The organism is Thermoanaerobacter sp. CM-CNRG TB177, assembly GCF_018588165.1.
Lineage (GTDB): Bacteria > Bacillota > Thermoanaerobacteria > Thermoanaerobacterales > Thermoanaerobacteraceae > Thermoanaerobacter > Thermoanaerobacter thermocopriae.
This window is the reverse complement of sequence record NZ_JAFCAC010000003.1, coordinates 13786-37356: the sequence shown is the minus strand read 5'-3', so window position 1 is coordinate 37356 and position 23571 is coordinate 13786. Positions and strand designations below refer to the sequence as shown.

Annotated in this window: 21 protein-coding genes, 1 pseudogene and 1 riboswitch; of the genes and pseudogenes, 1 reads left to right on the top strand and 21 read right to left on the bottom strand. The window is 34.9% G+C overall.

What is annotated here, in order from left to right:
* Window positions 1-18 precede the first annotated feature (18 nt).
* The 5 genes from I4N53_RS00260 to I4N53_RS00240 all read right to left on the bottom strand — a co-directional run bounded on the left by I4N53_RS00260 (window position 19) and on the right by I4N53_RS00240 (window position 3636).
* Complete coding sequence (locus I4N53_RS00260) at window positions 19-729, bottom strand: LytTR family DNA-binding domain-containing protein (protein ID WP_003866835.1); 711 nt, start codon at window positions 727-729, stop codon at window positions 19-21.
* A gap of 21 nt (window positions 730-750) precedes the next feature.
* Window positions 751-1209 carry a hypothetical protein gene (locus tag I4N53_RS00255; protein WP_214495303.1) on the bottom strand — a complete coding sequence of 153 codons (459 nt, stop codon included), beginning with the start codon at window positions 1207-1209 and terminating at the stop codon, window positions 751-753.
* Between the two features lie 126 nt (window positions 1210-1335).
* Window positions 1336-2010 carry a redox-sensing transcriptional repressor Rex gene (locus tag I4N53_RS00250; RefSeq protein ID WP_003869324.1) on the bottom strand — a complete coding sequence of 225 codons (675 nt, stop codon included), beginning with the start codon at window positions 2008-2010 and terminating at the stop codon, window positions 1336-1338.
* Between the two features lie 107 nt (window positions 2011-2117).
* On the bottom strand, window positions 2118-2834 hold the full coding sequence (locus tag I4N53_RS00245) for a flagellar motor protein MotB (protein ID WP_003866838.1): 717 nt from the start codon (window positions 2832-2834) through the stop codon (window positions 2118-2120).
* Window positions 2812-3636 carry a flagellar motor protein gene (locus I4N53_RS00240; RefSeq protein WP_214495308.1) on the bottom strand — a complete coding sequence of 275 codons (825 nt, stop codon included), beginning with the start codon at window positions 3634-3636 and terminating at the stop codon, window positions 2812-2814. Before I4N53_RS00240 ends, I4N53_RS00245 begins: the two co-directional genes overlap by 23 nt.
* Window positions 3637-3761: 125 nt before the next feature.
* On the opposite strand from I4N53_RS00240, the gene abc-f reads away from it, so the two are divergent.
* The gene (abc-f, locus tag I4N53_RS00235; RefSeq protein WP_214495302.1) at window positions 3762-5657 is read left to right on the top strand and encodes a ribosomal protection-like ABC-F family protein; all 1896 of its coding nucleotides are present in this window, start codon (window positions 3762-3764) and stop codon (window positions 5655-5657) included.
* A 9-nt stretch (window positions 5658-5666) separates the two neighbouring features.
* On the opposite strand, the gene I4N53_RS00230 is transcribed toward abc-f, so the two are convergent.
* The 16 genes and pseudogenes from I4N53_RS00230 to secA form a co-directional block, all read right to left on the bottom strand.
* The gene (locus tag I4N53_RS00230; RefSeq protein ID WP_214495301.1) at window positions 5667-6617 is read right to left on the bottom strand and encodes a D-2-hydroxyacid dehydrogenase; all 951 of its coding nucleotides are present in this window, start codon (window positions 6615-6617) and stop codon (window positions 5667-5669) included.
* Between the two features lie 162 nt (window positions 6618-6779).
* Window positions 6780-7808: a tRNA (adenosine(37)-N6)-threonylcarbamoyltransferase complex transferase subunit TsaD gene (gene tsaD / locus I4N53_RS00225; RefSeq protein ID WP_214495300.1), complete on the bottom strand. Its 1029-nt coding sequence runs from the start codon at window positions 7806-7808 to the stop codon at window positions 6780-6782.
* Window positions 7809-7821: 13 nt separating this feature from the next.
* A complete protein-coding gene (gene rimI / locus I4N53_RS00220) occupies window positions 7822-8268 on the bottom strand; it encodes a ribosomal protein S18-alanine N-acetyltransferase (RefSeq protein WP_012994663.1) in 447 nt (148 codons plus the stop codon).
* Window positions 8268-8963 carry a tRNA (adenosine(37)-N6)-threonylcarbamoyltransferase complex dimerization subunit type 1 TsaB gene (gene tsaB / locus I4N53_RS00215; protein WP_013149926.1) on the bottom strand — a complete coding sequence of 232 codons (696 nt, stop codon included), beginning with the start codon at window positions 8961-8963 and terminating at the stop codon, window positions 8268-8270. Before tsaB ends, rimI begins: the two co-directional genes overlap by 1 nt.
* Entirely contained in the window at window positions 8960-9421 is a 462-nt protein-coding gene (gene tsaE / locus I4N53_RS00210; protein WP_214495299.1) for a tRNA (adenosine(37)-N6)-threonylcarbamoyltransferase complex ATPase subunit type 1 TsaE, read from the bottom strand. Before tsaE ends, tsaB begins: the two co-directional genes overlap by 4 nt.
* 179 nt (window positions 9422-9600) lie before the next feature.
* Complete coding sequence (locus tag I4N53_RS00205) at window positions 9601-10185, bottom strand: ECF transporter S component (RefSeq protein WP_013149924.1); 585 nt, start codon at window positions 10183-10185, stop codon at window positions 9601-9603.
* Window positions 10186-10276: 91 nt separating this feature from the next.
* Window positions 10277-10395: riboswitch (FMN riboswitch) on the bottom strand.
* A 127-nt stretch (window positions 10396-10522) separates the two neighbouring features.
* Window positions 10523-11464 (bottom strand): carbamate kinase, encoded by a 942-nt coding sequence (gene arcC / locus I4N53_RS00200; protein ID WP_214495298.1) that lies wholly within the window; start codon window positions 11462-11464, stop codon window positions 10523-10525.
* Between the two features lie 24 nt (window positions 11465-11488).
* A complete protein-coding gene (gene argF, locus I4N53_RS00195) occupies window positions 11489-12430 on the bottom strand; it encodes an ornithine carbamoyltransferase (protein WP_012994657.1) in 942 nt (313 codons plus the stop codon).
* A 122-nt stretch (window positions 12431-12552) separates the two neighbouring features.
* Window positions 12553-12663 (bottom strand): annotated as a pseudogene (locus I4N53_RS12580) (MerR family DNA-binding transcriptional regulator); the annotation flags it as partial.
* Window positions 12664-12919: 256 nt separating this feature from the next.
* Window positions 12920-14065 (bottom strand): MFS transporter, encoded by a 1146-nt coding sequence (locus I4N53_RS00185; RefSeq protein ID WP_214495297.1) that lies wholly within the window; start codon window positions 14063-14065, stop codon window positions 12920-12922.
* Window positions 14066-14486: 421 nt separating this feature from the next.
* Window positions 14487-15638: an amidohydrolase gene (locus I4N53_RS00175; RefSeq protein WP_214495296.1), complete on the bottom strand. Its 1152-nt coding sequence runs from the start codon at window positions 15636-15638 to the stop codon at window positions 14487-14489.
* A gap of 125 nt (window positions 15639-15763) precedes the next feature.
* Complete coding sequence (locus I4N53_RS00170) at window positions 15764-16444, bottom strand: TVP38/TMEM64 family protein (RefSeq protein ID WP_009051734.1); 681 nt, start codon at window positions 16442-16444, stop codon at window positions 15764-15766.
* 205 nt (window positions 16445-16649) lie between these two features.
* On the bottom strand, window positions 16650-17381 hold the full coding sequence (locus I4N53_RS00165) for a copper amine oxidase N-terminal domain-containing protein (protein WP_003866856.1): 732 nt from the start codon (window positions 17379-17381) through the stop codon (window positions 16650-16652).
* A gap of 85 nt (window positions 17382-17466) precedes the next feature.
* Window positions 17467-19605: a Tex family protein gene (locus I4N53_RS00160; RefSeq protein ID WP_012269579.1), complete on the bottom strand. Its 2139-nt coding sequence runs from the start codon at window positions 19603-19605 to the stop codon at window positions 17467-17469.
* A 54-nt stretch (window positions 19606-19659) separates the two neighbouring features.
* A protein-coding gene (gene prfB / locus I4N53_RS00155; RefSeq protein ID WP_013337636.1) for a peptide chain release factor 2 occupies window positions 19660-20767 on the bottom strand; the annotation gives its coding sequence in 2 pieces (ribosomal slippage) (window positions 19660-20697 and window positions 20699-20767; 1107 coding nt in all).
* A 16-nt stretch (window positions 20768-20783) separates the two neighbouring features.
* Window positions 20784-23477, bottom strand: coding sequence for a preprotein translocase subunit SecA (gene secA / locus I4N53_RS00150; RefSeq protein ID WP_214495295.1), 2694 nt, complete (start codon window positions 23475-23477; stop codon window positions 20784-20786).
* Window positions 23478-23571: the final 94 nt, after the last annotated feature.

Here is a 23571-nt window from a genome sequence, read left to right as displayed (position 1 = left end):
AAACCTCTTCCAATCTAACTATGATTTGTAAATAGCTTTTACTCTCCTCCTAAATTCTTCATACAATTCTTTAGAGAGATAAGCCTTATAATTTGAACCTTTAAGACGTATCTCAAAGGAAGTCCTATTGTTATCTTTCAACAGCTCAACTTTAAAGAGGTTCACTAGAAAAGATCGATTTGTTCTAAAAAACATGCTACTATCTAACAATTCCTCTATTTCTTTTAAAGAATAATCACATATAAATTTTTCTTTTTGGGTATAAACTATGCTCCTTTTTTTACTGGCTTGAACACAATAAATTTCCTTTGGATTGATAAGCTTTACTCCATCTTCCGTCTTAAAAGGGATGACATTTTCTACTTCCAAAAGTTTTTTCTTTATCCTATCCAAAGTTTCTCTCAGCCTCTTCTCATCAAGAGGCTTCTCAATATAATCAGAAGCATAAAGTCTCACAGCATCTTTTATGTATTCCTCAAAGGACGTAATAAAAATTATTTCCAAAAAAGGCATGTATTCTCTAATCTTTTTCGCCACCTCAATGCCCGATATTCCTGGTAATCCTATATCTAAAATAGCAACGTCCGGTTTAATTTTAATTAATGCTTCTAATGCGTCATTTCCGTCTCCTGTAGAATATTCAACACTTACGCCTTCCATTGTTAAAAGAATTTTTATGAGTTCTTTTTTAAAATTTATATCGTCTTCTGCAATAACTATTCTTAACATATAAATTCATCTCCCAATGCATTACTCTGTAAATAAATAAAGTTTATATTTGCGTATAGCAAAAGAAATCAAAATTGCTGTTAATAATTGGGGTAAAAAACACACAAATCGTAAGACATAGTCCTTCAATAAAATTACAGGATCTATATCAAATAAAAATTGAATTGCCGTAACATTTAGATATTCTATTATTAAGTAAATGGAGACGGCTAAAATGACGCTCATCATCCCTTTAAAAAAGTCCATAACTTTAAATACCAAAAACAAAATCATTAATACCCCGATATAAAGTATAACATTTACAATATAACTACTGACCAATGGCCTTATAAAGTACAATATGATTCCAGTAAGTAAGCTTATATACAAAATCTCTTTTGGCTTAAACTTTACTCCCCCTAAACCAAAAGCAATACTTATTATAACTGCTGCCTCTGGCACTGAAAACAAAAATACTTCCCAAATCGCCAACTTATCCATTCTTCTCGCCTTTCTACTTTACATAATCTCAAATATAATTGTAATTTTTATTAGTTAGAATGTCAATTAAAATAAAATCAATCAAAATTCATGCCAAAATTAAAATAGATGGATAGAAAATTTACACTACCCATCTATTTTAGCAGTTTCTCCTTTTAACTTTTTAAAGAGCTCTTCTTCATTTAATCTATATGATACAGTAAATAAACTATCACTTAAATGAACATTTTCTAAAATTACATCATCAGGCACCTTTAAATCTATTGGCGAGAAATTCCAAATCGCCTTAATTCCCGCTCTCACCAGTCTGTCAGCAGTATATTGAGCATTATCCTTGGGAATACATAAAATACCTATGTCGATTTTATTACGGGCTATAAAATCTTCTACTGTTTCTACGTCCATCACTTCAACATCTCTAATTTTAAGCCCAAATAAACGAGGATTAATATCAAAAATCCCCTTTAAATTAAAGCCAGATTTTTCAAAGCTAGTATAATTGGCAATCGCTTGACCAAGATTTCCTGCTCCTATGATGATAGTATTATAAGTTTTATCAAGGCCTAAAATCTTAGTCAAATTATTATAAAGCTCTTCTACATTATAGCCATATCCCTGCTGTCCAAAACCGCCAAAATTATTTAAATCCTGTCTAATTTGAGAAGCAGTAACTCCCATTTTTTCGCTTAATTCCCTTGAAGAAATACGCTTTACATCGTTTTTAAGAAGTTCTTCAAGATATCTATGATATCTTGGGAGCCTTCTTATTACAGCCATTGATACTATAGTCTTTTTGCTCACTGTCCTCACCTCATTCTACTATGTAATTGAATTATATAATATTGTAAATTTTTTGTCAACGTAATAAAAACATAGTAGAATATGAGGAATTCTAAAATTTTTTAATTTTACTGGCTTTTAGGCTCCCATTTATTATATTCTGTATTCATAATGACAATGTCTACTCTTCTATTAAGTCTTCTATTTTCTTCTGAGTTATTTGGAACAACAGGCCTGTATTCCCCATATCCTACTGCAGAAATTCTGGCAGGTTCTATACCTACTTCATTTACTAATATTTTCACTACATTAGTTGCTCTTATAACAGACAGTTCCCAGTTTGAATCAAATTTATTATTGTGTATTGGGAGGTCATCAGTAAAACCTTCCACTCTAATATGATTTGGAAGACTTTTTAACATATCACCTATTTTTATTAAAACCTCTTTCTCTTCAGGACGTACATCAGCAGAACCTAAATCAAACAAAAGAGAATCCTGTAAACTTATTACAAGTCCTCTTTCATCTATATAACTGGTTACTGCACCTTGAAGATTGTTTTCTTTTATAAAACCCTTCAATTGCTTTTCAATTTCTCCCAAACTACTTTTGTCTCCACTGTTACCATCCATAAAACTACTCCCATTATATTGAAATAACACGTAATCGGTCCCTGTAAAAGTTTTGCTTAAAGAACTGGCAATTTGAGCAAATTTGGTAGCATTAACAGTACTTATTGAGTACAGTACAATAAAAAATACTAAAAGCAAACTCATCATATCAGAGTAAGTAAGCACCCATCTATCGTGATTTGGTTTTGATTCATCTTCCTCCAACCTCTTCATTTAATTCTACACCGCCTTTCTGAGGTGTATTTTTAAGCTGTGCCTGCGCGACAAATGTCATTAACTTTCTCTCTAATATCCTTGGATTTTCCCCAGCTTGCAGTGAAAGACTTCCTTCTAATATTAATTCTCTTTCAGTTGTTTTTACTTTAGCCCTATTTTTTAATTTTTGAGCAATAGGAAGGAAAAACACGTTTGCTAAAATGGCACCATACAGTGTAGTTATAAATGCTACCGCTACGGCAGGGCCTAATTTGTCCGGTTCAGTTAAATTACCCAACGCTTGAACAAGTCCCATAACTGTTCCTATAAGACCCATTGTAGGAGCATAACCACCCGCCGACTCAAAAATACCCGCTTCTTTTTTAGCTTCCATATCCTCTACGTATATCTTATTCTCCATAGTCGTTTTAATAAGTTCCATATCAGATCCGTCAACGACTAGCTCTAAGCACTCTTTCAAAATAGGATCAAATTTCTTTATCTCCTCAGATTCTATTTCGGATTCAAGGCTTAAAAGCCCTTCGCTTCTGGCTTTTTGAGCCAAATAAGTAAAATACTTTATTATCTCAAGATAATTATCCTTTTCATTTTTAAAAGCCCTTGCCAAAAGTCTCGGCACTTTTTTAATGTTATCCATAGAATAAGTAATTATAGTAGCCCCTATAGTACCCCCCAAAACTATTATAGCAGAAGGTACATCTATTAAAGAAGCAACAGTACCTCCCCCTAATATAAATCCATAAATTATAGCCCCTACTGCAACAACTATACCTACTACTGTAGCTATATCCAAGTCCATCACCTTCCATTTATAAATACACTCATTAATTTTTATCGACACATATTAAAAAAAAGTTATAGTTTACTACACTTTTACAAAATAAATTTTTTTGATATATTTAATATGAACAGGAGGTTATATTTATGGCAATCATAACAGTAAGCAATGTGACAAAAAGTTACGGTATCGATATAATTCTACAAAATATTTCTTTTATAGTCAATGAAGGAGACAAAATAGGAGTAATTGGCGAAAATGGTGCTGGAAAATCCACTCTTTTTAACCTTTTAGCCGGTTTTACTGAAGCTGACAGTGGAACAATTTCAATTTCTACAAATAAAATTGGATATCTACAACAAAACACTGTAATTGATTCTGAAAAAAGTATATATGAGGAAGTAAAAACAGTTTTTGATGAAATATTCCAATTAGAAAAACAAATTAAATCTCTAGAGGAAAAAATCTCACAAACAAAAGATTCACATCTACTTGATAAACTTTTTTTAGAATATTCCTTTTTAACAGATAAGTATAAGGAATTAGATGGTTATTCTGTAGAAAGTAAAATAAGAGGTGTACTAAATGGATTAGGGTTTGATGTGTCGCAATTTGCTACAACTGTATCAACTTTAAGCGGCGGTCAAAAAACCCGTCTTATGCTGGCAAAAACTTTACTTTTAAGTCCAGATGTCCTATTATTAGACGAACCTACCAATCACTTAGACATAAACTCAATAGAATGGCTAGAGCAATATTTAAAATTTTATAATGGTACAATTTTAATTATATCCCATGATAGGTATTTCTTGGATAAAATTGTCACTCGAATATTTGAAATTGAAAATACTCATTTAAGTGTTTACGAAGGCAATTACACAGAATATTTAAAAAGAAAAAAATTGGAAATGGAAGCAAAGTTAAAAGCTTATGAAGAACAGCAAAAAGAAATAAAAAGAATTAAATCAATTATACAGATTCAAAAAAACCGTAGAACAGAAAAGTCAGTAAAAATGGCAGAAAGCAAGCAAAAACTATTAGAAAAAATGGAAATAATAGAAAAGCCAGTGATAAATAATAAATCTATCAACTTGCGTTTTGATTTCGATTTAGAAAGCGGAAATGATGTATTGACAGTCAAAAATTTGTCTTTACGCTTTGACAGACAAATTTTCTCCAATGTATCTTTTGAAATAAAAAAAGGGGAAAAAATTGCCCTTTTAGGGCCAAACGGAATAGGAAAAAGCTCTCTTTTAAAAATATTAGTGGGGGAAATTGACAATTTTGAAGGGGAAATTAAATTTGGCACAAACGTAATAACAGGTTATTACGAACAAGAATTTAAAAGTTTAAATGCTGAAAAAACAGTCATTGATGAAATATGGGATGAAAATCCATATCTTACTCAAACAGAAGTGAGGACACTATTAGCTTCTTTCCTTTTCAAAGAAGAAGATGTCTTTAAAACTATCTCTACACTAAGTGGTGGTGAAAAGGCAAGGCTTTCATTGCTAAAGCTCATCCTTTCAAAAGCGAATTTTCTACTTATGGATGAACCAACTAACCATTTAGATTTAAAAGCAAAAGAAGTATTAGAAGAAGCTTTGTTAGATTATACTGGAACTTTATTATTTGTCTCCCATGACAGATATTTTATAGACAAAATTGCTACAAAAGTGATGATTTTGACACCTCAAGGTGTAGAAGTATACTTAGGTAATTACAGCTATTATATAGAAAAGAAAAACCAGCTTAACGAAAAAAAAGAAGAAAAAATACTCAAAAAGACGAAAACCCAGATAAAAAACGAAAGGTATAAAGAAAGATTGGCTAAACTTAAGTTAAAGCAGCAAAAAGAATATCTAAAAAACCTTGAAAATTCAATTTATCAAGCTGAAGAAAGAATAAAATATTTGGAAGAAAAAATGTGTGATGCTAAAATTTATAAAACAGGAGAAATTGTAGAAATACAAAAAGAATACAATGCCCTTAAAAGTAAATTAGAAGAAATGTATGAAGAATGGGAAAATTTAAGCGGGTAAAAACCCGCTTTAGTATCCTTTATCTAAATTCACAATATTTCTTAAAGTTCTTCCTTCTTTATAAGCATCCAAATTTTCTCTCAATATTTCCATCGCTCTTTGCATGTATAGAGGCGTAACCCCTGCAATGTGAGGAGTGATTATCACATTTTCCATATCCCACAAAGGGCTGTCTTCCCTTAAAGGCTCTTCTTCAAAAACATCTAATGCAGCCCCTTTTATAACCTTATTCTTAAGGGCATTTATAAGAGCTCTCTCATCCACTACTTTCCCTCTTCCAACATTTATAAAGTAACTGCTATTTTTCATCCTATTAAATACGTTTTCTCCTATCGAGTGATAAGTATCTTTAGTCAATGGAAGTATAGATATCACATAATCGGCAAGCGACAATACATCACAGTCTTCAATAGAAGTATACATTTTTTCAACATATAAAGAAGGCTTGCCCGAATTTCTTATACCATAGACCTTCATGCCAAATTCTTTTAAAAGTCTTGCAATTTCCTCTCCTATGCTTCCTACTCCTATTATCAAAGCCGTCTTACCTGTAAGCTCTGAAACCCTAACAGACCTATCCCACACCTTTTTTATCTGATTTCTTAAAAAAGTATTTAAGCTTCTTTCAAACATAAGCATATAACCTATAACCTGTTGTGAAATTTGATACTTGTGTACGTCTCTAGAATTAGTAACTAATACCTTCATTTTTTTGAGTTTTTCAAAAGGAAGAGTATCTGCACCTGCACTCAAAAGATGAATCCATTTTAAGTTTGAAGCCTTGTCCACAATATTGGAATAAAATTCAAAGTCAAAGCTTATGATAATCTCTGTATCTTTTACATACTTTTCAGCCTCTTCCTCATTTTGAACGTAAAGAACGTCATATCCCTCCATTTGCTCTTTAATTTCTTTTATGTAATTGTCATTTAATTTTGTGAAAAGCAAAATATTTCTCATAATAACCCCCCTAAGCTTTAAAATTTTGATTTATTTTTAATATATTTTCATTCTATTTTATTACAGTAAATACAATGAAATATATTTAAGCACAATATCCACAAAGTTATCCACAGCCACAATAATACAATGCATCTTAAATTTCGACATATTTCCACATTTTCAACAGCAAAATTTTTCCCCAATCTTTAAATAAGGAATGGCATTTAAATCCAACTCAGAAGTTTTCCCTTTTATAAAGTCATAATAGGCGGCAGCAGCTATCATTGCCCCATTGTCTGTACAATAAATTTTATCAGGATAATGGACTCTTATTCCAATTTTCTTCGCTTCTTCTCCTAATTTTTCCCTCAAAAAACTATTAGAAGCTACCCCTCCTGCTATAGAAATTTTGCCAATATTTTTCCTCTTTGCAGCATCAATTAATTTTTTTACCAACACCTCCACTACATTTCTTTGGAAACTAGCCGCCACATCATAAACATTTATCTCTTCTCTTTTTTGCTTTTGTCTATTTAAATAGTTTAAAACCGCTGTTTTAAGCCCACTAAAACTAAAGTCAAAATTCCCTTCCTCCATAAAAGATTTAGGAAACTCAATAGCTTCCATATTCCCCAGCTTTGCAGCCTTTTCAATAGCAGGCCCTCCAGGATACCCCAACCCTAAAGCTCTTGCTACTTTGTCAAAGGCTTCTCCTGCCGCATCATCCATTGTTTGTCCCATTACTTCGTATTCTCCATAATCTTTTACAAAAACAATGTGACTATGTCCCCCGGAAGCCACAAGGCAAATAAAAGGAGGAGCAAATTCACCTCCTAAGTAATTTGCAGCTATATGACCTTCTATGTGATTTACTCCTATAAAAGGCTTGTTTTTTGCATAAGCTAAAGCTTTACCATAAGACAAACCAACTAAAAGAGCACCTACTAATCCTGGCCCATAGGTAGCAGCAATTACATCTACTTCATCAAGAGTTAGTCTAGCTTTTTCTAACGCCTCTTCCACTACAAAAGATATTACTTCAATATGCTTTCTTGAAGCTATTTCTGGCACTACGCCACCATATTTTTTGTGAACCTCTATTTGAGAATATATTACATTTGACAATACTTCTTTGCCGTTTTTAACAACTCCTGCGGCAGTTTCATCGCAGGAAGATTCTATTCCCAAAATTATTACATCTTTATCCATTATTTCACCACCATCACAAGTCGTATTTCCACATTATAATTGCATCCTCATTATTATCTTGATAATAGCCTTTTCTTCTACCTAATGGTCTAAATCCAAACTTTGCATACAAATGCTGTGCAACAATGTTTGATTCTCTCACCTCTAGTGTCATGGAAATTATTCCATTTTTTTTAGCAAGCTCAATTAGACCCTCCATAATCTTACTTCCAATTCCTTTAGATCTGTATTCAGGATGAACTGCTATATTGGTTATATGACCTTCATCTACAACCACCCAAAATCCTCCATAACCCACAATTTTGTTGTCAACTTCCGCTACTATATACTTAGCACAGCTGTTCTTTGTAACTTCACTTATAAAAGCTTCTTTAGACCAAGGAGTGCTAAAGCTCAACTTTTCAATTTCCAAGACCTCCTCCACATCTTCTTTCCTCATAAGCCTTATAATAACATCCATTAATTAACTCCCCTGTCACCTAAACGAATTTCAGCAGCCGATTTCCTTATATACACCGGCTTAAAATCAAAGAAACTGAACACTTCCCCTTTTTTTATCATCTGAATAGCAATCTCTCCTATAGAAGCTGCCCTCGCTATGTTATCCTTATCCTTTGCAAATAAAGCTTTGTCCCTTATCATCTCTCGTAATTTATCTTTATAGGAATAAACCCCCTCTCCTACGAACAACACCTTGTCAGAGTAACCCTCTACCAATTCGGCAATTTCCTCCAAGGAATATACTTTAGCATCCATTAAAATTTCAAGACTCCCACCTCTTATCAACATTCCATAAACATTTTCATTTAAAGCATCTATGAGAGGGCATATAAGTCCTTCAAATTCACTGACATTATATGCAAGAGCTAGAAGAGAAGATACTCCTACAATAGGGATGTTAAGAGCATGAGCCAAACCCTTTGCGGTGGCAGCACCGATTCTAAGCCCCGTAAAAGAGCCTGGTCCTTCCGAAACAGCTACATGAGTTATTTGATTTATTGGTACTTCACACTTTTTAAGCAGTTCATCTATCATGGGCATTAAAATTACTGAATGCCTGAGATAATTTATAGAGTATTCTCCTATTATCCCCTTTTCATCTACTAATGCAACAGTAGCAGTTTTAGAAGAAGAATCTATTGCCAAAATTTTCATTGACTCATCTCCTTTAAAAGCTCTTCATATCGTTTCCCAAAATCTTTAAATAAAATAACTCTTTCATCTTCTTTTTCTCCTTTTTGAATTATTACTTCTAGCCTTTCTTTCGGAAGTAAAGGTCCTAACCTTTCAGGCCATTCAATTGCGCAAACTCCTTCGTCATAAAAATATTCCTCATAACCTATGTCATAAAGGGCTGTGTAATCATCTAACCTATATAAATCAAAATGATAAAGAGGAATCCTTCCTTTATGTTCATTGACTAAAGTAAAAGTCGGGCTGGTAACTGGCTCATTTATTCCTAACCCCTTCGCAATTCCCTTTGTAAAAACAGTTTTGCCACTTCCTAAATCCCCATACAATAAAATTATATCTCTACTCTTTAACAGCCTTCCTAATTTTTCTCCTAAAGAAATGGTCTCGTCTCTATTTTTGCAAATATAGGTCTTTTCCATTAAGTCTCACCCCACTTATTATAACTTTATTATATATTATCTTTTAACAAATTAAAAATAAAAATAACCCCCAGCATGTGCTAGGGATCAGACTGTATGCGACGATGCAAAATATCTCCTTTGAAAATTTTTTAACTTTGTTAACAAACTAATCCCCAGCACCTGCCAGGGATTTAAAATTAATGTTTGAAAAAAGGTGATAGCTTCTTATATACCAGGAAGGTAATTACTGACACTACAATTCCTTTTAATATATTAAAAGGAAATATTCCGTATGATATAAGAGTTTTTACATCCACTATATTTTTATTTGCTGCTTTGCCCATATTAATGATGGCATCCATAGGCCAGCCCATGACCCTTTGGTACAAAGGAAGAAAAACATAGTAATTTAAAAGTGAAGCAGTTACAGCCATCACTACTGTAGCAATTGCCATAGATATAAGAGCCGTTTTTCGCGTCTTATTAAACTGATATATAACCCCTGCAGCATAAACAAATATAGAACCTACAGTGAAGTTGGCAATTTCGCCAATAGCTCCCGACTGAGTCACAGTGGCATGGAGTATGTTTTTAATAAGCTCCACCATTACCCCATACAAAGGCCCTATAGCAAAAGATGCAACTAGCGCGGGTACATCACTAAAATCAAGTTTTAAAAATCCAGGAAACAGTGGTACCTGAAATTCTAAATACATAAGTATAAAAGCTGTTGCTGAAAGAAAACCCACCTTTACTATAGTTTGTGTTTTAGTTTTTTCCACAATTCATCCCTCCAATTTCACTTATCAAAAAAATCCTGAAGATAATCTTCAGGATTTTTTGGGATTTATTTCGCAAAAACAGGCACAAAAACAAAATCTTCTCCCCTCCAGACTTTCACTGTCGGCTGTGGAATTTCACCACATCAACCGCCTAAGCGGCTCGCGGGCTATACCGCCGGTCGGGAATTTCACCCTGCCCCGAAGATTTATCTTCTTTACTATTCAATTTTAATTTTATTCTCTCACTTTTATCTATCTTTGTCAATAGTTTTAGTAAAAATTTGTACGTGCCAAGGATTAAGAAAGTACATGAGACAGTAAAAATTTTTAACTTGATTTATAAAGTAATAACTGTTCCCGCTTCCCCTTTGAGGGCTTCTAAAGCTTTATCTAAAGAAGTAATTATTGCTCGCCTTCCTACTTTTGACTTTGCAAATCTTACTGCTGCTTTAACTTTAGGAAACATACTGCCAGGCGCAAAATGGCCTTCTTCCATGTATTTTATTGCTTCTTCCACTGTCATTTTGTCAAGAAATTTTTGATTTGGCTTGTTGTAATTTATTGCTACCTTTTCAACGGCTGTAAGAATTAGCAAAACATCTGCATCAATATCTTCTGCCAACTTTTCAGAAGCTAAATCTTTGTCTATTACGGCAGCTACCCCTCTTAAATTGCCATTTTCCCTAATTACAGGAATTCCTCCTCCCCCAACCGTTATTACTATCACCCCATTTTTTTCAAGTAACTTTATTGTATTAAGTTCTACTATTTCTTTGGGGTCAGGAGAAGGAACAACTCTTCTATATCCTCTCCCACTGTCTTCTACCATTTCATACCCTTTTTCTTTTATTAAAACTTCAGCTTCCTCTTTTGTATAAAAAGGTCCTATTGGCTTTGTAGGTTTTTTAAAAGCAGGGTCATTTTTATCCACCACAACTTGTGTTATAATAGTTGCTACTTCTTTTTTAATATTTCTCTCTTTCAAAACTTCTCTTAAAGCTTGTTGAATCATATATCCTATCATGCCTTGGCTCTCTGCTCCACACACGTCAAAAGGCATTGCAGGAACAATCTTTGATGCAGTTTCATTTTGTATGACTATATTCCCCACTTGCGGACCATTGCCATGGGTAATCACAACAGAATAACCTTTTTCAATTATGTCCGCCAAATACCCCGCTGTCCTCTTTACTACTTCCATTTGCGCCTCTGCAGTAGGAGGCGTATTTACGTCCTGCAGGGCGTTCCCTCCTAAAGCAACAACAATTTTGTCTTTCATAACGTCCTCCCTTGTAAAGTAATATTAAAGCAGAGTAGCAATCATCACAGCTTTAATTGTATGTTTTCTATTTTCTGCTTGGTCCCATACTCTTGATTGTTTACCTTCTATAACATCAAAAGTAACTTCTTGCCCTTTAACTGCAGGTAAGCAATGCAAAAATATGGTATCTTCTCTTCCTGTCTTTTTCATCATTTCCTCATTAACTTGAAAAGGTCTCAATAAAGCTTCTCTTTCCTCAGCTTTTGCTTCTTCTCCCATCGAAGCCCACACATCAGTGTAAATTGCATCTGCTCCTTCAAGACCCTCTCCTGGCACACTCGTAAGTTCAAAAGTTCCCCCATTTTCAGCTGCCATTTGCCTGATTTCATCTATAAATTCTTGTGAAGGCCACAATTCTTTTGGAGAATTAATCACATAATGCATCCCCATCTTAGCGCAGCCTACCGCTAAAGTATTAGCCATGTTATTCCTTCCGTCCCCTACAAATACAAGCTTTCTTCCTGTTAAGCTTCCAAACTCTTCTTCTATTGTCATAAGGTCAGCCAAAACTTGAGTTGGATGATATTCGTCAGTTAAGCCATTGTACACAGGAACACCTGCATATTTTGCTAAAATTTCCACGGTTTCTTGTTTGAAGCCTCTGAACTCTATTGCATCAAACATCCTTCCTAAAACTCTGGCAGTATCCTCTATAGATTCTTTGGCTCCCAACTGAATGTCATCTGTTGATAAAAATACTGGATGTCCTCCTTCTTCACCAAAGGCAGTTTCAAAAGCGCATCTCGTTCTTGTGGACCTCTTTTCAAAAATGAGAGCAATAGTCTTACCTAAAAATCTTTGATGCACAACCCCTGCTTTTCTCTCTGCTTTTACTTGTTTAGCAATGTCTAAAATATATCTTATTTCCTGAGGGGTATAATCTTTTAAAGTTAATAGGCTCCTACCCTTTAAATTAAATGCCATAGTCATCCTCCTTTTAGCAATTTCACTTTATTAATTTTATATTATCTTATCCTTTTAGTCAAAAGGTTTATAATAAAGTCTTCTGTTTTCACTTTAATTGTACCCTTTTCACTTCTTGTAATCCTATAAATCCCTTTCGTTACGATGTAGCCTGGGGATCGCCCGATACGCTCATAGTAGCGGAGTGTATCCGGTGAAAGGCCAAATTTTTTGCTTACTTCTGCAATTGTCATGCAGTTTCACCTCCGCTGTTCGATATTATATAACACTTGGAGTTAACTCCAAGTCAAGAGTTTTTAAATAGGAGCACTATTCATGGTTTACATAATAACTTGCATTACTGCACATCTCAAGCAACGAGGATAAATTTGAGACCAACTGCACATATCCCATTACGCAATAACAGTCTCTCTAACTATCTTACAAAAGATATAATGGCCAAATCTTCTCAGGAAAATACCTCCTCTATTGAATAAGGAGAAGAGCTGTTTAGCGAAGCCCTTTGCTTTTCAACAAATGTTTCACAAAAAAAACAAACACTAACAAAGAAAATATAACCGAAACAGCACTAATTGTGAATAATATCTGATAGCTTGTGTATTTCGAAATCCAACCTAATATAATCGCACCCAATCCAATGCCAATATCAGTAGCAGTTGAAAAAGAAGCATTGGCTACTCCTCGACGATCTGGAGGAACAAGACGTACTATCGTCGCTTGGAGAACTGGTTGTGCAGAACCAAAACCAATACCGTACAGAACCGCTGAAACAAGCATACCGAACAATCCAGTCGAGACGCTCAGAACAATCAAAGCCAAAATAGAAATCAAAAGAGCAGGCACGACCACAAACATCTCACCATACTGGTCTGAAAGTTTTCCTGCAATGGGACGGCTTAAGAAAAGAGTTGCGGAATAAACCAGAAAAAATAAACCAGAATTGACTTTAAGCAAGTCAGCAAACAGCGGAACAAAAGTGGTAATACTGGCATAGGAGATAAACAGAAATAAGACCGATACCGCAACAGACAAGACTGGTTTCTCAAAAAATTCGATTCTTTTTGCATCCGATTGTGGTTGGAAAAGCATTTTCACACCAAACTTTAAAAGTAATGCTGTGATAGAAAGAGCAACAGCAAATAGAAACAGAGCATGATATGAAAGGTTTTGTACAACCCACATACCCAGCATTGGACCAATAGCCATGGCCAAGGTCATGGCTGTGCCAAACCATCCCATACCCTCCCCATAGCGAGTAGTGGGGACTATATCTGCGATCACTGTGAGAATGGCAGTCGTAGAAATAGCCCAACTTACTCCATGCAACATTCTAAGCCATATCAAAGCAGTAATTCCGTTCACCCAATTATACATATACATTGCCAAAGTGAAGAGAGATAGTCCCAGTATAATAAACGGACGCCTACCAAACCAATCCAGAAGTCCTCCGATAACTGGTCGGAGAATAACAGCAGACAACATAAAGATACCCATTGAGAGGCCTACATGGGTTTCATTACCGCCTATATGTTTTATAAACAGTGGTAGAGTTGGATACAGCATATAAAATGCGGTAAACAGAAAAAATGTTCCCAGGATCATGAAAATAAAAGACCTTGTCCACAAGCGTTCCATGTTTCGTACCTCCTTAGAATAAAATATCACTTTCACAACCAGAGTATACATGCTGAAGTTAGCTCCAAGTCAATATCCCTTTTGAAATTTGGTCCGTGTCAAGTTTTCTTAGGTAAATTTTTTGTGCTAGACCCTTGGCTCCGTTATCTCTTTTAAAACATATGTTATCCAGGGCCTTCCTGCAAATCTCCCTTCCAAAATCGGTAGCAAAACTTCCAGTACTTGACTCATCCTGTCTCCACCTTCTATTGTCCATCTGCAACTATGGCGTTTCATTACTCTAGCTATGTTTACTGTATTTGCCCCTCAAGGAATAAATAAAAATAAATCATATAATTTCAGAATGCATAAAATTATTTAAATTACAAAATTTATGAGGCTATTTATTTAGACTCCTCTAAATAAACAGCCTCATGGCAACTTAAACTTTATGCACTAATTTCCCATTAATAAATACATATTTCGTCCTTGTCTTTACTTCCAACGGATTTCCATCAAAGACTACAATATCAGCATCTTTTCCCTTTTCAATACTTCCTACTCTATCATCAACTCCTAAAATTTTCGCAGGATTTATAGTAATGGCTTTTAAAGCCTCCATTTCATCCATACCATCCTTTACAGCTAAAGCAGCACATAAAGACAAGTAATTGAGAGGTATTACAGGATGGTCTGTCATTATCGCAACTGTAAGTCCTGCTTTTGAAAGAATACCTGCTGTCTTAAAGCTTAGATTTACAAGCTCAATCTTTGACCTTTCAGACAATGAAGGCCCCACAATAACTTTAGCATTTTCTTTCACCAATTCATCAACAATCAAATGGCCATCAGTACAATGGTCAATGGTTATATCTACATTAAATTCTTTTGCAATCCTTAAAGCGGTAAAAATATCATCTGCTCTATGAGCATGAGCTTTCAGCGGAATTTCTCTCTTTAATACTTTTACCAATGCTTCAAGGCCTAAGTCCCTTTCAGGCTTTTTGTCTTCCTCTGCATGCTCCATCTTTTCCATGTACTCCTGAGCTTTTATAAGCTCTTGCCTTAAAAGAGCCGCAACTGCCATTCTAGTTGAAGGCATTTTATGCTGCTCATGGTAAACGGATTTAGGATTTTCACCAAAAGCAACTTTTATCGCTGCTGGTTCTTTTACTATCATATCATCTATTCTTTTACCATAAGTTTTTATAATTGCAAACTGTCCTCCTATAACATTAGCACTGCCAGGACCTGTCGCAACTGTCGTAACCCCTGCTTGATAAGCCTCTTCAAAATATTTATCCATTGGATTTATTCCATCAATTGCCCTAAGTTGCGGAGTTATAGGGTCTGTCGCTTCATTTCCATCTGCTCCTTCAAATCCCATAGCATTTTCCCACATTCCAAGATGGCAATGAGCATCAATCAAACCAGGCATAACAGTTAAGCCTTGTACATCAATCACTTCTGCATCTAAAGGAGCAATTAAATCTTCTCCAACATCAACAATTTTTCCATTGTCAATGAGTACATCTCCTTTTTCATAAATTTTGCCGGCCATTGTCAGGATTTTCCCACCTTTTAATAAGTACATATAATTCCCCCCTGAATTCATTATATATTAACATTATAGCACAAAGAAACAATTTTATGAAATCATTAGCTTTACAAAACAAATTCGCTAAAATTTTCTGTCCAGCTACTCCAAATTTTACTTTTTTAAAGTTTTTTTAACTTTTCCATAATAATGTCTTTTTTATTAACTCCTATTAAAAATAATAATACTGCGATAATTGCGACAATTCCTGCCATAAAGTAATTTTTATTCCCCAAATTTGCCCCTATATAGGCAGAAAAAAATATGCCTGGAAGTCTCGCAAAAAGAGTAATGATAAAAAAATTGTAAAACTTAACCGGTGTAATTCCTGCAATGTAGGAAAGGGCATCTTTAGGCATTCCAGGTATAAAAAACAACAAAAAAAGAATAGTTTCTCCTTTAGGATTGTTTATAATATAATCAAACTTTTTAAGCTTTTCTTCTGAAACAATGCTTCTCACAAAATTATAGCCTAAAACCCTGGCAATCAGAAAACAAATTAGAGAACCTATTGTAATGCCTATTACAGAGTACAAAGTGCCTAAAAAAGCCCCGTAGAGGTATCCTCCTGCAATTTGCACTACTTCTCCTGGTATGACAAATACGATCACTTGAAGTATTTGAACTCCTATAAATACAATAATACCAAGTTTCCCAAAACTGTGTATCCACTCCCTAAATTTATCGGGACTGTTAATTAGTATAGTTAAATTCTTCCCAAAAGTCACCATAGCCACTATTAATGCAATGACAAAAATGACTATTAAAATTAAATTTAGTATGTTAGTTTTGTTAATTTTCATCCACCCACACCTCGGGCCAAAAGCACCAAAGATAAATCCAGCTTTACCTTTATTACCTCCAAACCACTTGACTTTTGGCATTTTTCTCCCCCCGTTTTATTCAAAAATTACGGTCCTATGTTTATAATCCATTATAGAGTTAATATTTTGTTATGTCAATTACCCAGAAATTTTTAAAAGCCGGTAAATACCGGCTTATGTATAGTTAATCATTATTTTCGTTATCGCTTTGGCCTTGATTATCATTATTTGTATTAATATCCTGGTTTTCTTGAGAATTTTTCTTTTGTTCTTTTTTCTCTATTTTATTCTGATTTTTTTCTCTTTCTCTATCCTCATTTTTCACTTTTTCTACTTTCTTATCATGTTTTTCTCCTAACACTTCTGAGAAAAACTTAATAGGCACAAAAGTTGCATTCTCATTCATTTTCTTATCTATTGTAACTTCTACCCCATTTACTAAAGCTTTAGAGTCTCCTAAAGTATACTGTATTGTCTTATCACCTTTTATAACTGTGAGAGTTTTTGTATCAGGGTCCCAAGCTACTTTTGCATCCAATCCCCTTGCAATAGCCTTTACGGGAATTAGGGTATTATTTTCTTTTATCACTGGTTGCAAGTCAACTTTCTTGCCATCTTCAACATTTGGAGTTTCTTCTGAGTTTTCATCAACATTTTTATCTTCTTCTACAGCTTCTTCTTTACCTTCCTGTGATTGTTCCTTTACCGGTTCCTGAGCTTGTACCTGTTCTTGAGCCTCAAGTGTCGTCTGAATCTGGGCTTCTACTTTATTTTCTGTAGTTCCTTGTGCTGCAAGTTGAGTTTCTGCCTTTACTGCTACTTCACGCATCCACTTGACACCAGATTTAGCATACCCCGTTAAAATAGAGGAAAAAGCAAAAGCACCAATCACAGCAAAAATTAATATTTTTTTCATATGCACTCTCCCTCCTTTGTTCAACTTTCACTATATATTTCGGAAGGAAATATAAATTTTTAGAGAGTAGCAGTAAAAAATTTTTTTATTTCATTGAAAGAGAAATTCTATTTCTCTCAATATCAACACTTAAAACTCTAACTTTTACAATGTCTCCCACTGAAACCACATCAAGAGGATGTTTTATGTAATTTTGAGACATCTCAGAAATGTGAACAAGCCCATCAGTGTGAACACCTATATCTACAAAGCAGCCAAAATCAGTGACATTCCTAACTGTTCCCATAAGTTCCATGCCTGGTTTTAGCTCATTTATAGTCATTACATCAGACCTTAAAATGGGCTTGGGTAAGTCTTCTCTTGGGTCTCTTCCAGGTTTTTTAAGCTCTGAAACTATGTCATAAAGTGTAGGAAGTCCTATATCGTATTCCTCTGAAATCTTCTCTAATCCGTATTCTTCTAAAGAATTAGCAAAGTCTTTTAACTTTTTTCTATCTAGTTTTTCTTTCTCATATCTAAATTTTCTCAAAAGCTTTTCTAAGGTTTCGTAACGCTCTGGGTGAACTGCTGTTGAGTCAAAGATATTGTCACCGTCCAAAATTCTCAAAAAACCCGCACATTGTGTAAAAGTAGTATCTCCTAATCTTTTTACATTTTTAAGCTGCTCCCTATTTGTAAACTTGCCTATTTGGTTTCGATATTCAACAATATTCTTGGCAATAGCAGCATTTATCCCTGAAACGTATTTTAAAAGAGATACTGATGCAGTGTTTAAATCAACACCTACGCTGTTTACACAATCTTCTACAACACCGTTTAAAGCATCTCCCAGTTTTTTCTGGTCTACATCGTGTTGATACTGTCCTACCCCGATGGACTTTGGATCAATTTTTACAAGCTCTGCCAATGGGTCTTGAAGCCTTCGCGCCAGTGAGATAGCTCCTCTTAAACTTACGTTTATATCAGGAAATTCCTCTGTACCTATTTGAGAAGCAGAATAGACTGATGCCCCTGCTTCATTCACTATCACATACTTTACCTCTCTTGAAAGTTCTTTTATAAGCTCTGCTATAAACATTTCACTCTCTCTTGAAGCAGTTCCATTTCCCAAAGCAATTAAAGTGACATTGTATTTTTCTATTAGCTCTTTTAAAACCTTTTTAGAATTTTCAAAATCATTTTGAGGAGGAGTAGGATATACTGTAGCAGTGTCCAAAAGTTTTCCCGTTTCATCTACAACAGCAATTTTACATCCTGTCCTATAGGCTGGGTCAAATCCCATGACAACATGTCCTTTTATTGGGGGTTGAAGTAAAAGGCTTTTTAGATTTTCTTTAAAAACTATTATTGCCTTTTCTTCTGCTTTTTCCGTAAGAGTATTCCTTATTTCCCTCTCTATTGAAGGAGCAATAAGCCTTTTATAGGAATCTTCAATTGCTTTCTTGTAATACTCTGCAAATATTGAAGCTTTATTTACTTTTGATTCTATAAGCCTATTTATTATCCTTTCACTATCTATCTCAATTTTTACAGATATGTATTTTTCCCTTTCTGCCCTATTTATCGCCAGTATTCTATGAGGCGGTATTGTCTTTACAGCTTCTTTATAGTCATAATACATCTCATAGGGAGACCTTTCTTGTTTTAACGCTTGTGTCACTATAATTCCGTTATTCCATGTAAAACTTCTTATGTATTTTCTTATATCAGCGTCATCAGATATATCCTCTGCAATTATATCCATTGCTCCTTGGTATGCTTCTTCAACTGTTGGAACATTTTCATTAAGATAAGGCTTTGCGTATTCCTTTACATCCCCATCTATTACTTCATTTGAAGAAATAACCTTTGCAAGAGGCTCCAAGCCTTTTTCTTTCGCAATGGTCGCCCTTGTCCTTCTTTTTGGCCTAAAAGGCCTGTATATGTCCTCCACCTCTTGTAAAGTTGTAGCATTTTCTATTTTTGCTTTTATCTCCTCTGTCAGTTTTCCCTGTTCATCAATTAACCTTATAGTATCCTGTTTCTTCTCTTCAAGGTTTCTCAAATATGTAAGTCGGTCATAAAAATTTCTTAAAACCTCATCTGACAAGCTTCCTGTTGCTTCTTTCCTGTACCTTGCAATAAAAGGAATTGTATTCCCTTCATCAATAAGCTTTATTGTATTTTCCACTTGAAAGTCTTTTAATCCAAATTCTTTCTTTAATATATCTTTTATCCTATTCATGACTTACTCCTTTCTCTTAGGAAATACATAGATTAAATTTAAAGGGATACCTTTTTAAGATATCCCTTGTGATTTTTGCTTTAGATAAGCGTTTATAAATCCATCTATTTCCCCATCCATCACTGCCTGAACATTCCCCACTTCATAATTTGTCCTGTGGTCTTTAACAAGGGTATAAGGCTGGAAGACATAAGACCTTATTTGGTTGCCCCATGCTGCCTCTCTATGCTCTCCTTTTAAGTCTTCGATTTTTTCTTTCTTCTCTTTCATCATGAGGTCCAAAAGTTTAGCTTTAAGCATTTTCATGGCAGTTTCTCTGTTTTGAATCTGAGACCTTTCACTTTGACAGGAAACCACTATGCCTGTTGGAAGGTGAGTAATCCTTACAGCAGACTCCGTCTTATTTACATACTGTCCTCCCGCACCCGAAGCCCTATAAGTGTCAATTTTTAAATCCTCAGGCCTTATTTCCACTTCAATATCATTTTCTAATTCAGGAAGTACTTCCACAAGGGCAAATGAAGTATGCCTTCTACCGGCGGCATCAAAAGGAGATATCCTCACAAGGCGGTGAACACCTGCCTCTGATTTAAGATACCCATAGGCAAAAGGCCCTTTTATCATTAGAGTGACACTTTTTATTCCTGCTTCTTCTCCTTGCAAATAGTCAAGGGTTTCTACTTCAAAACCTTTGTCATTAGCCCATCTTGTATACATGCGAAGTAGCATTTCAGCCCAATCTTGAGCCTCTGTACCACCTGAGCCTGCATGAATAGAAAGTATGGCATTGTTTTTATCATATAGGCCATTTAATAGTGTTTTTATCTTTAAGTCTTCTAACTTTTTCTTTAACTCTTTGTACTCTTTGTCTACTTCGTCAGTTATTGATTCATCCCCTTCTTCTAATCCCAATTCAATAAGAGTACTCAAGTCTTCCCATTTTGACACAAGAGAATTGTACTCTTCTAAAAGTTCTTTTAAGGCTTTTTGTTTTTTAGCTAATTCCTGTGACTTTTTTATATCGCTCCAAAAAGCAGGATCAGACATCTTTTTGTCTATTTCTTCTATTTCTCTTTTGACACTTTCTATGTCAAAGAGAAACCCCCATTTCTTTTATTTCTTCAATCATGTTTGAAACTTCTGCTTTGTAATCCTGCAACAAACTGCATCTCTCCTTTTTAGTATTTTATATTGGCACCACAACATTTTTTATACTTTTTACCACTGCCACAAGGACAGGGGTCATTTCTGCCCACCTTTTTGCCCTTAACAACAGGCTGTTTCTTTTCTTCTGCATCTACATTTGTAGAAACAGGCTTTGCTACTTGTTCTCTTTGAATCATATTGTCTTTATTGATTTGAATGTGATATAAAAATTTAACAGTATCTTCTTGTATGCTTTGTATCAAATCTTCAAACATGTCAAAAGCTATTTTCTTGTATTCAATAAGAGGGTCCACCTGTCCATAAGCTCTTAAGCCTATTCCTTGCCGCAATTGGTCCATTTCGTCTATGTGGTCCATCCACTTAGTATCCACCACTCTTAAAAGAACTATTCTTTCGATTTCCCTCATTTGTTCTGGACCAATTTCTGCCTCTTTTTTCTCATACTGTCTTACTGCCTCTTCATATATTATGTCAGTTAAAACCTCTTTGTCAAGCCTATCTATATCAACATCAATAACCACGCTGTCTTTTTCAAGGAACATGTCGTAAAGATGGTCTAAAAGCCCTTTTATATCCCATTCCTCAGGATACTTACTTCCTGCAGTATATATCTCAACATTTCTCTCTATTATGCTTTTTACCATCTCAAGAATAGACTCTTTTAAGTTTTCACCTTCAAGTACCTTTCTCCTTTGGGCATATATTATCTCTCTTTGTTTGTTCATTACATCGTCATACTGCAAAACGTGTTTTCTAGTGTCAAAGTTTATACCCTCTACCTTTTTCTGGGCCTGCTCTATTTGTTTTGTCAAAATCTTATGCTCTATGGGCTGGTCATCATCAATTCCCAGACTGTCCATCATGTTCTTTACTCTTTCTGAGCCAAAAAGTCTCATAAGGTCGTCTTCTAAAGATATATAAAATCTTGATTCTCCTGGGTCACCTTGACGGCCTGCACGTCCTCTCAACTGATTGTCTATTCTCCTAGCTTCGTGCCTTTCAGTACCTATAATGTAAAGCCCACCCAGCTTTACAACCTCATCGTGTTCTTTTTCAGTCTCTTTTTTCGCCTCTTCAAGAAGCTCAAAATATCTCTCGCGGGCTTTTTTAACTTCCTCGCCTGAAACAGGGCCATATCCTGCAGCTTCGTTAATAATTTCTTTTGAGTAGCCCTCCTCATGCATCTTTTTCTTAGCTATAAATTCAGGATTACCTCCTAAAAGGATATCAGTACCACGGCCTGCCATGTTTGTAGCAATTGTAACTGCTCCTTTTCTTCCTGCCTGTGCTATTATCTCTGCTTCTTTTTCATGGTACTTTGCATTTAATACTTGATGAGGTATCCCTCTTTTCTTTAACATGGCGCTTAATTTTTCAGATTTTTCAATAGAAATTGTACCAACTAGAACAGGCTGACCTTTTTTATGATGTTCTACAATGTCCTCAACAACAGCTTTAAACTTGGCTTCTTCTGTTTTGTATATCACATCAGGATGGTCTATTCTTATCATCGGCTTATTAGTCGGTATTACTACAACATCTAATCCATAAATAGCCCTAAATTCTTGCTCTTCTGTTTGAGCTGTACCTGTCATACCAGCTAATTTTTTATACATTCTAAAGTAATTCTGGAAAGTTATAGTAGCTAAAGTTTTGCTTTCTCTTTCTACCTTAACTCCTTCCTTTGCCTCAATAGCCTGATGGAGGCCTTCACTGTACCTTCTCCCAAACATAAGCCTTCCTGTAAATTCGTCCACTATGATGACTTGACCATCTTTTACCACATAGTCTATATCTCTTTTCATTATAGCATGGGCCTTTAAGGCTTGGTTAATGTGGTGAGAAATTTCCATATTTTCAATATCAGCAAGGTTTTTAATTCCAAAAAATTTTTCTGCCTTAACTACACCTTTTTCAGTCAAACTTACAGCCTTTGCTTTTTCATCAACTACATAATCTTCATCTTTTCTCAAAGTCCTCACAAATCTGTCGGCTAACTTATACATGTCTGTGGATTTTTCGCCTACACCTGATATGATAAGAGGAGTCCTTGCCTCGTCTATCAGTATGCTATCTACCTCGTCTACTATAGCATAATTAAGTTCTCTTTGCACCATGTCTTCTTTGTATATAACCATGTTGTCTCTTAAGTAATCAAAACCAAATTCGTTGTTGGTTCCATAAGTTATATCTGCGGCATAGGCCTTTTTTCTTTCTTCAGGGTCCATATCATGCAATATTACGCCCACGCTTAGACCTAAAAATTCGTATATCTTGCCCATCCAATCGCGGTCTCTTTTTGCCAAGTAATCATTGACAGTTACAATGTGAACTCCCTTGCCTTCTAAAGCATTAAGATATGCAGGTAATGTCGCGACAAGGGTTTTACCTTCACCAGTTTTCATCTCAGCGATGCGCCCTTGGTGAAGAACAATGCCGCCTATCACCTGCACTCTAAAATGTTTCATTTTAAGAGTTCTCCAAGCGGCCTCTCTTACCACCGCAAAAGCCTCGGGAAGTATATCATCAAGAGTTTCACCATTTTTCAATCTATTTTTAAATTCATCTGTTTTCGCCCTAAGCTCTGCATCCGTAAGTCTTGCCATTTGATCTTCATATGACAAAACCTTATCGGCAATTGGTTCCAATCTCTTAACTTCTCTTTCACTGTAGCTGCCAAATATTTTTTCAACTAAGCCTAACATTTTTATCACCTTCTAAGGTTATTAATCAACTATATATTATATCACTATGCAGTCTTTATGGCAATAAAAAGCAGTTTTTTTTAAGAATATTTTA

What these genes read in the sequence shown, in the direction of transcription:
- I4N53_RS00240 (WP_214495308.1), bottom strand. Translation starts at nt 3,636, where the DNA reads ATGGACTTGGATATAGCTACAGTAGTAGGTATAGTTGTTGCAGTAGGG.
- tsaE (WP_214495299.1), bottom strand. Translation starts at nt 9,421, where the DNA reads ATGGAAAAGACCTATATTTGCAAAAATAGAGACGAGACCATTTCTTTA.
- abc-f (WP_214495302.1), top strand. Translation starts at nt 3,762, where the DNA reads ATGGCAATCATAACAGTAAGCAATGTGACAAAAAGTTACGGTATCGAT.
- I4N53_RS00260 (WP_003866835.1), bottom strand. Translation starts at nt 729, where the DNA reads ATGTTAAGAATAGTTATTGCAGAAGACGATATAAATTTTAAAAAAGAA.
- I4N53_RS00175 (WP_214495296.1), bottom strand. Translation starts at nt 15,638, where the DNA reads ATGTACTTATTAAAAGGTGGGAAAATCCTGACAATGGCCGGCAAAATT.
- arcC (WP_214495298.1), bottom strand. Translation starts at nt 11,464, where the DNA reads ATGAAAGACAAAATTGTTGTTGCTTTAGGAGGGAACGCCCTGCAGGAC.
- tsaB (WP_013149926.1), bottom strand. Translation starts at nt 8,963, where the DNA reads ATGAAAATTTTGGCAATAGATTCTTCTTCTAAAACTGCTACTGTTGCA.
- secA (WP_214495295.1), bottom strand. Translation starts at nt 23,477, where the DNA reads ATGTTAGGCTTAGTTGAAAAAATATTTGGCAGCTACAGTGAAAGAGAA.
- I4N53_RS00160 (WP_012269579.1), bottom strand. Translation starts at nt 19,605, where the DNA reads ATGAATAGGATAAAAGATATATTAAAGAAAGAATTTGGATTAAAAGAC.
- I4N53_RS00255 (WP_214495303.1), bottom strand. Translation starts at nt 1,209, where the DNA reads ATGGATAAGTTGGCGATTTGGGAAGTATTTTTGTTTTCAGTGCCAGAG.
- I4N53_RS00245 (WP_003866838.1), bottom strand. Translation starts at nt 2,834, where the DNA reads ATGAAGAGGTTGGAGGAAGATGAATCAAAACCAAATCACGATAGATGG.
- argF (WP_012994657.1), bottom strand. Translation starts at nt 12,430, where the DNA reads ATGGCATTTAATTTAAAGGGTAGGAGCCTATTAACTTTAAAAGATTAT.
- I4N53_RS00165 (WP_003866856.1), bottom strand. Translation starts at nt 17,381, where the DNA reads ATGAAAAAAATATTAATTTTTGCTGTGATTGGTGCTTTTGCTTTTTCC.
- I4N53_RS00185 (WP_214495297.1), bottom strand. Translation starts at nt 14,065, where the DNA reads ATGGAACGCTTGTGGACAAGGTCTTTTATTTTCATGATCCTGGGAACA.
- tsaD (WP_214495300.1), bottom strand. Translation starts at nt 7,808, where the DNA reads ATGGATAAAGATGTAATAATTTTGGGAATAGAATCTTCCTGCGATGAA.
- I4N53_RS00230 (WP_214495301.1), bottom strand. Translation starts at nt 6,617, where the DNA reads ATGAGAAATATTTTGCTTTTCACAAAATTAAATGACAATTACATAAAA.
- I4N53_RS00170 (WP_009051734.1), bottom strand. Translation starts at nt 16,444, where the DNA reads ATGAAAATTAACAAAACTAACATACTAAATTTAATTTTAATAGTCATT.
- rimI (WP_012994663.1), bottom strand. Translation starts at nt 8,268, where the DNA reads ATGGATGTTATTATAAGGCTTATGAGGAAAGAAGATGTGGAGGAGGTC.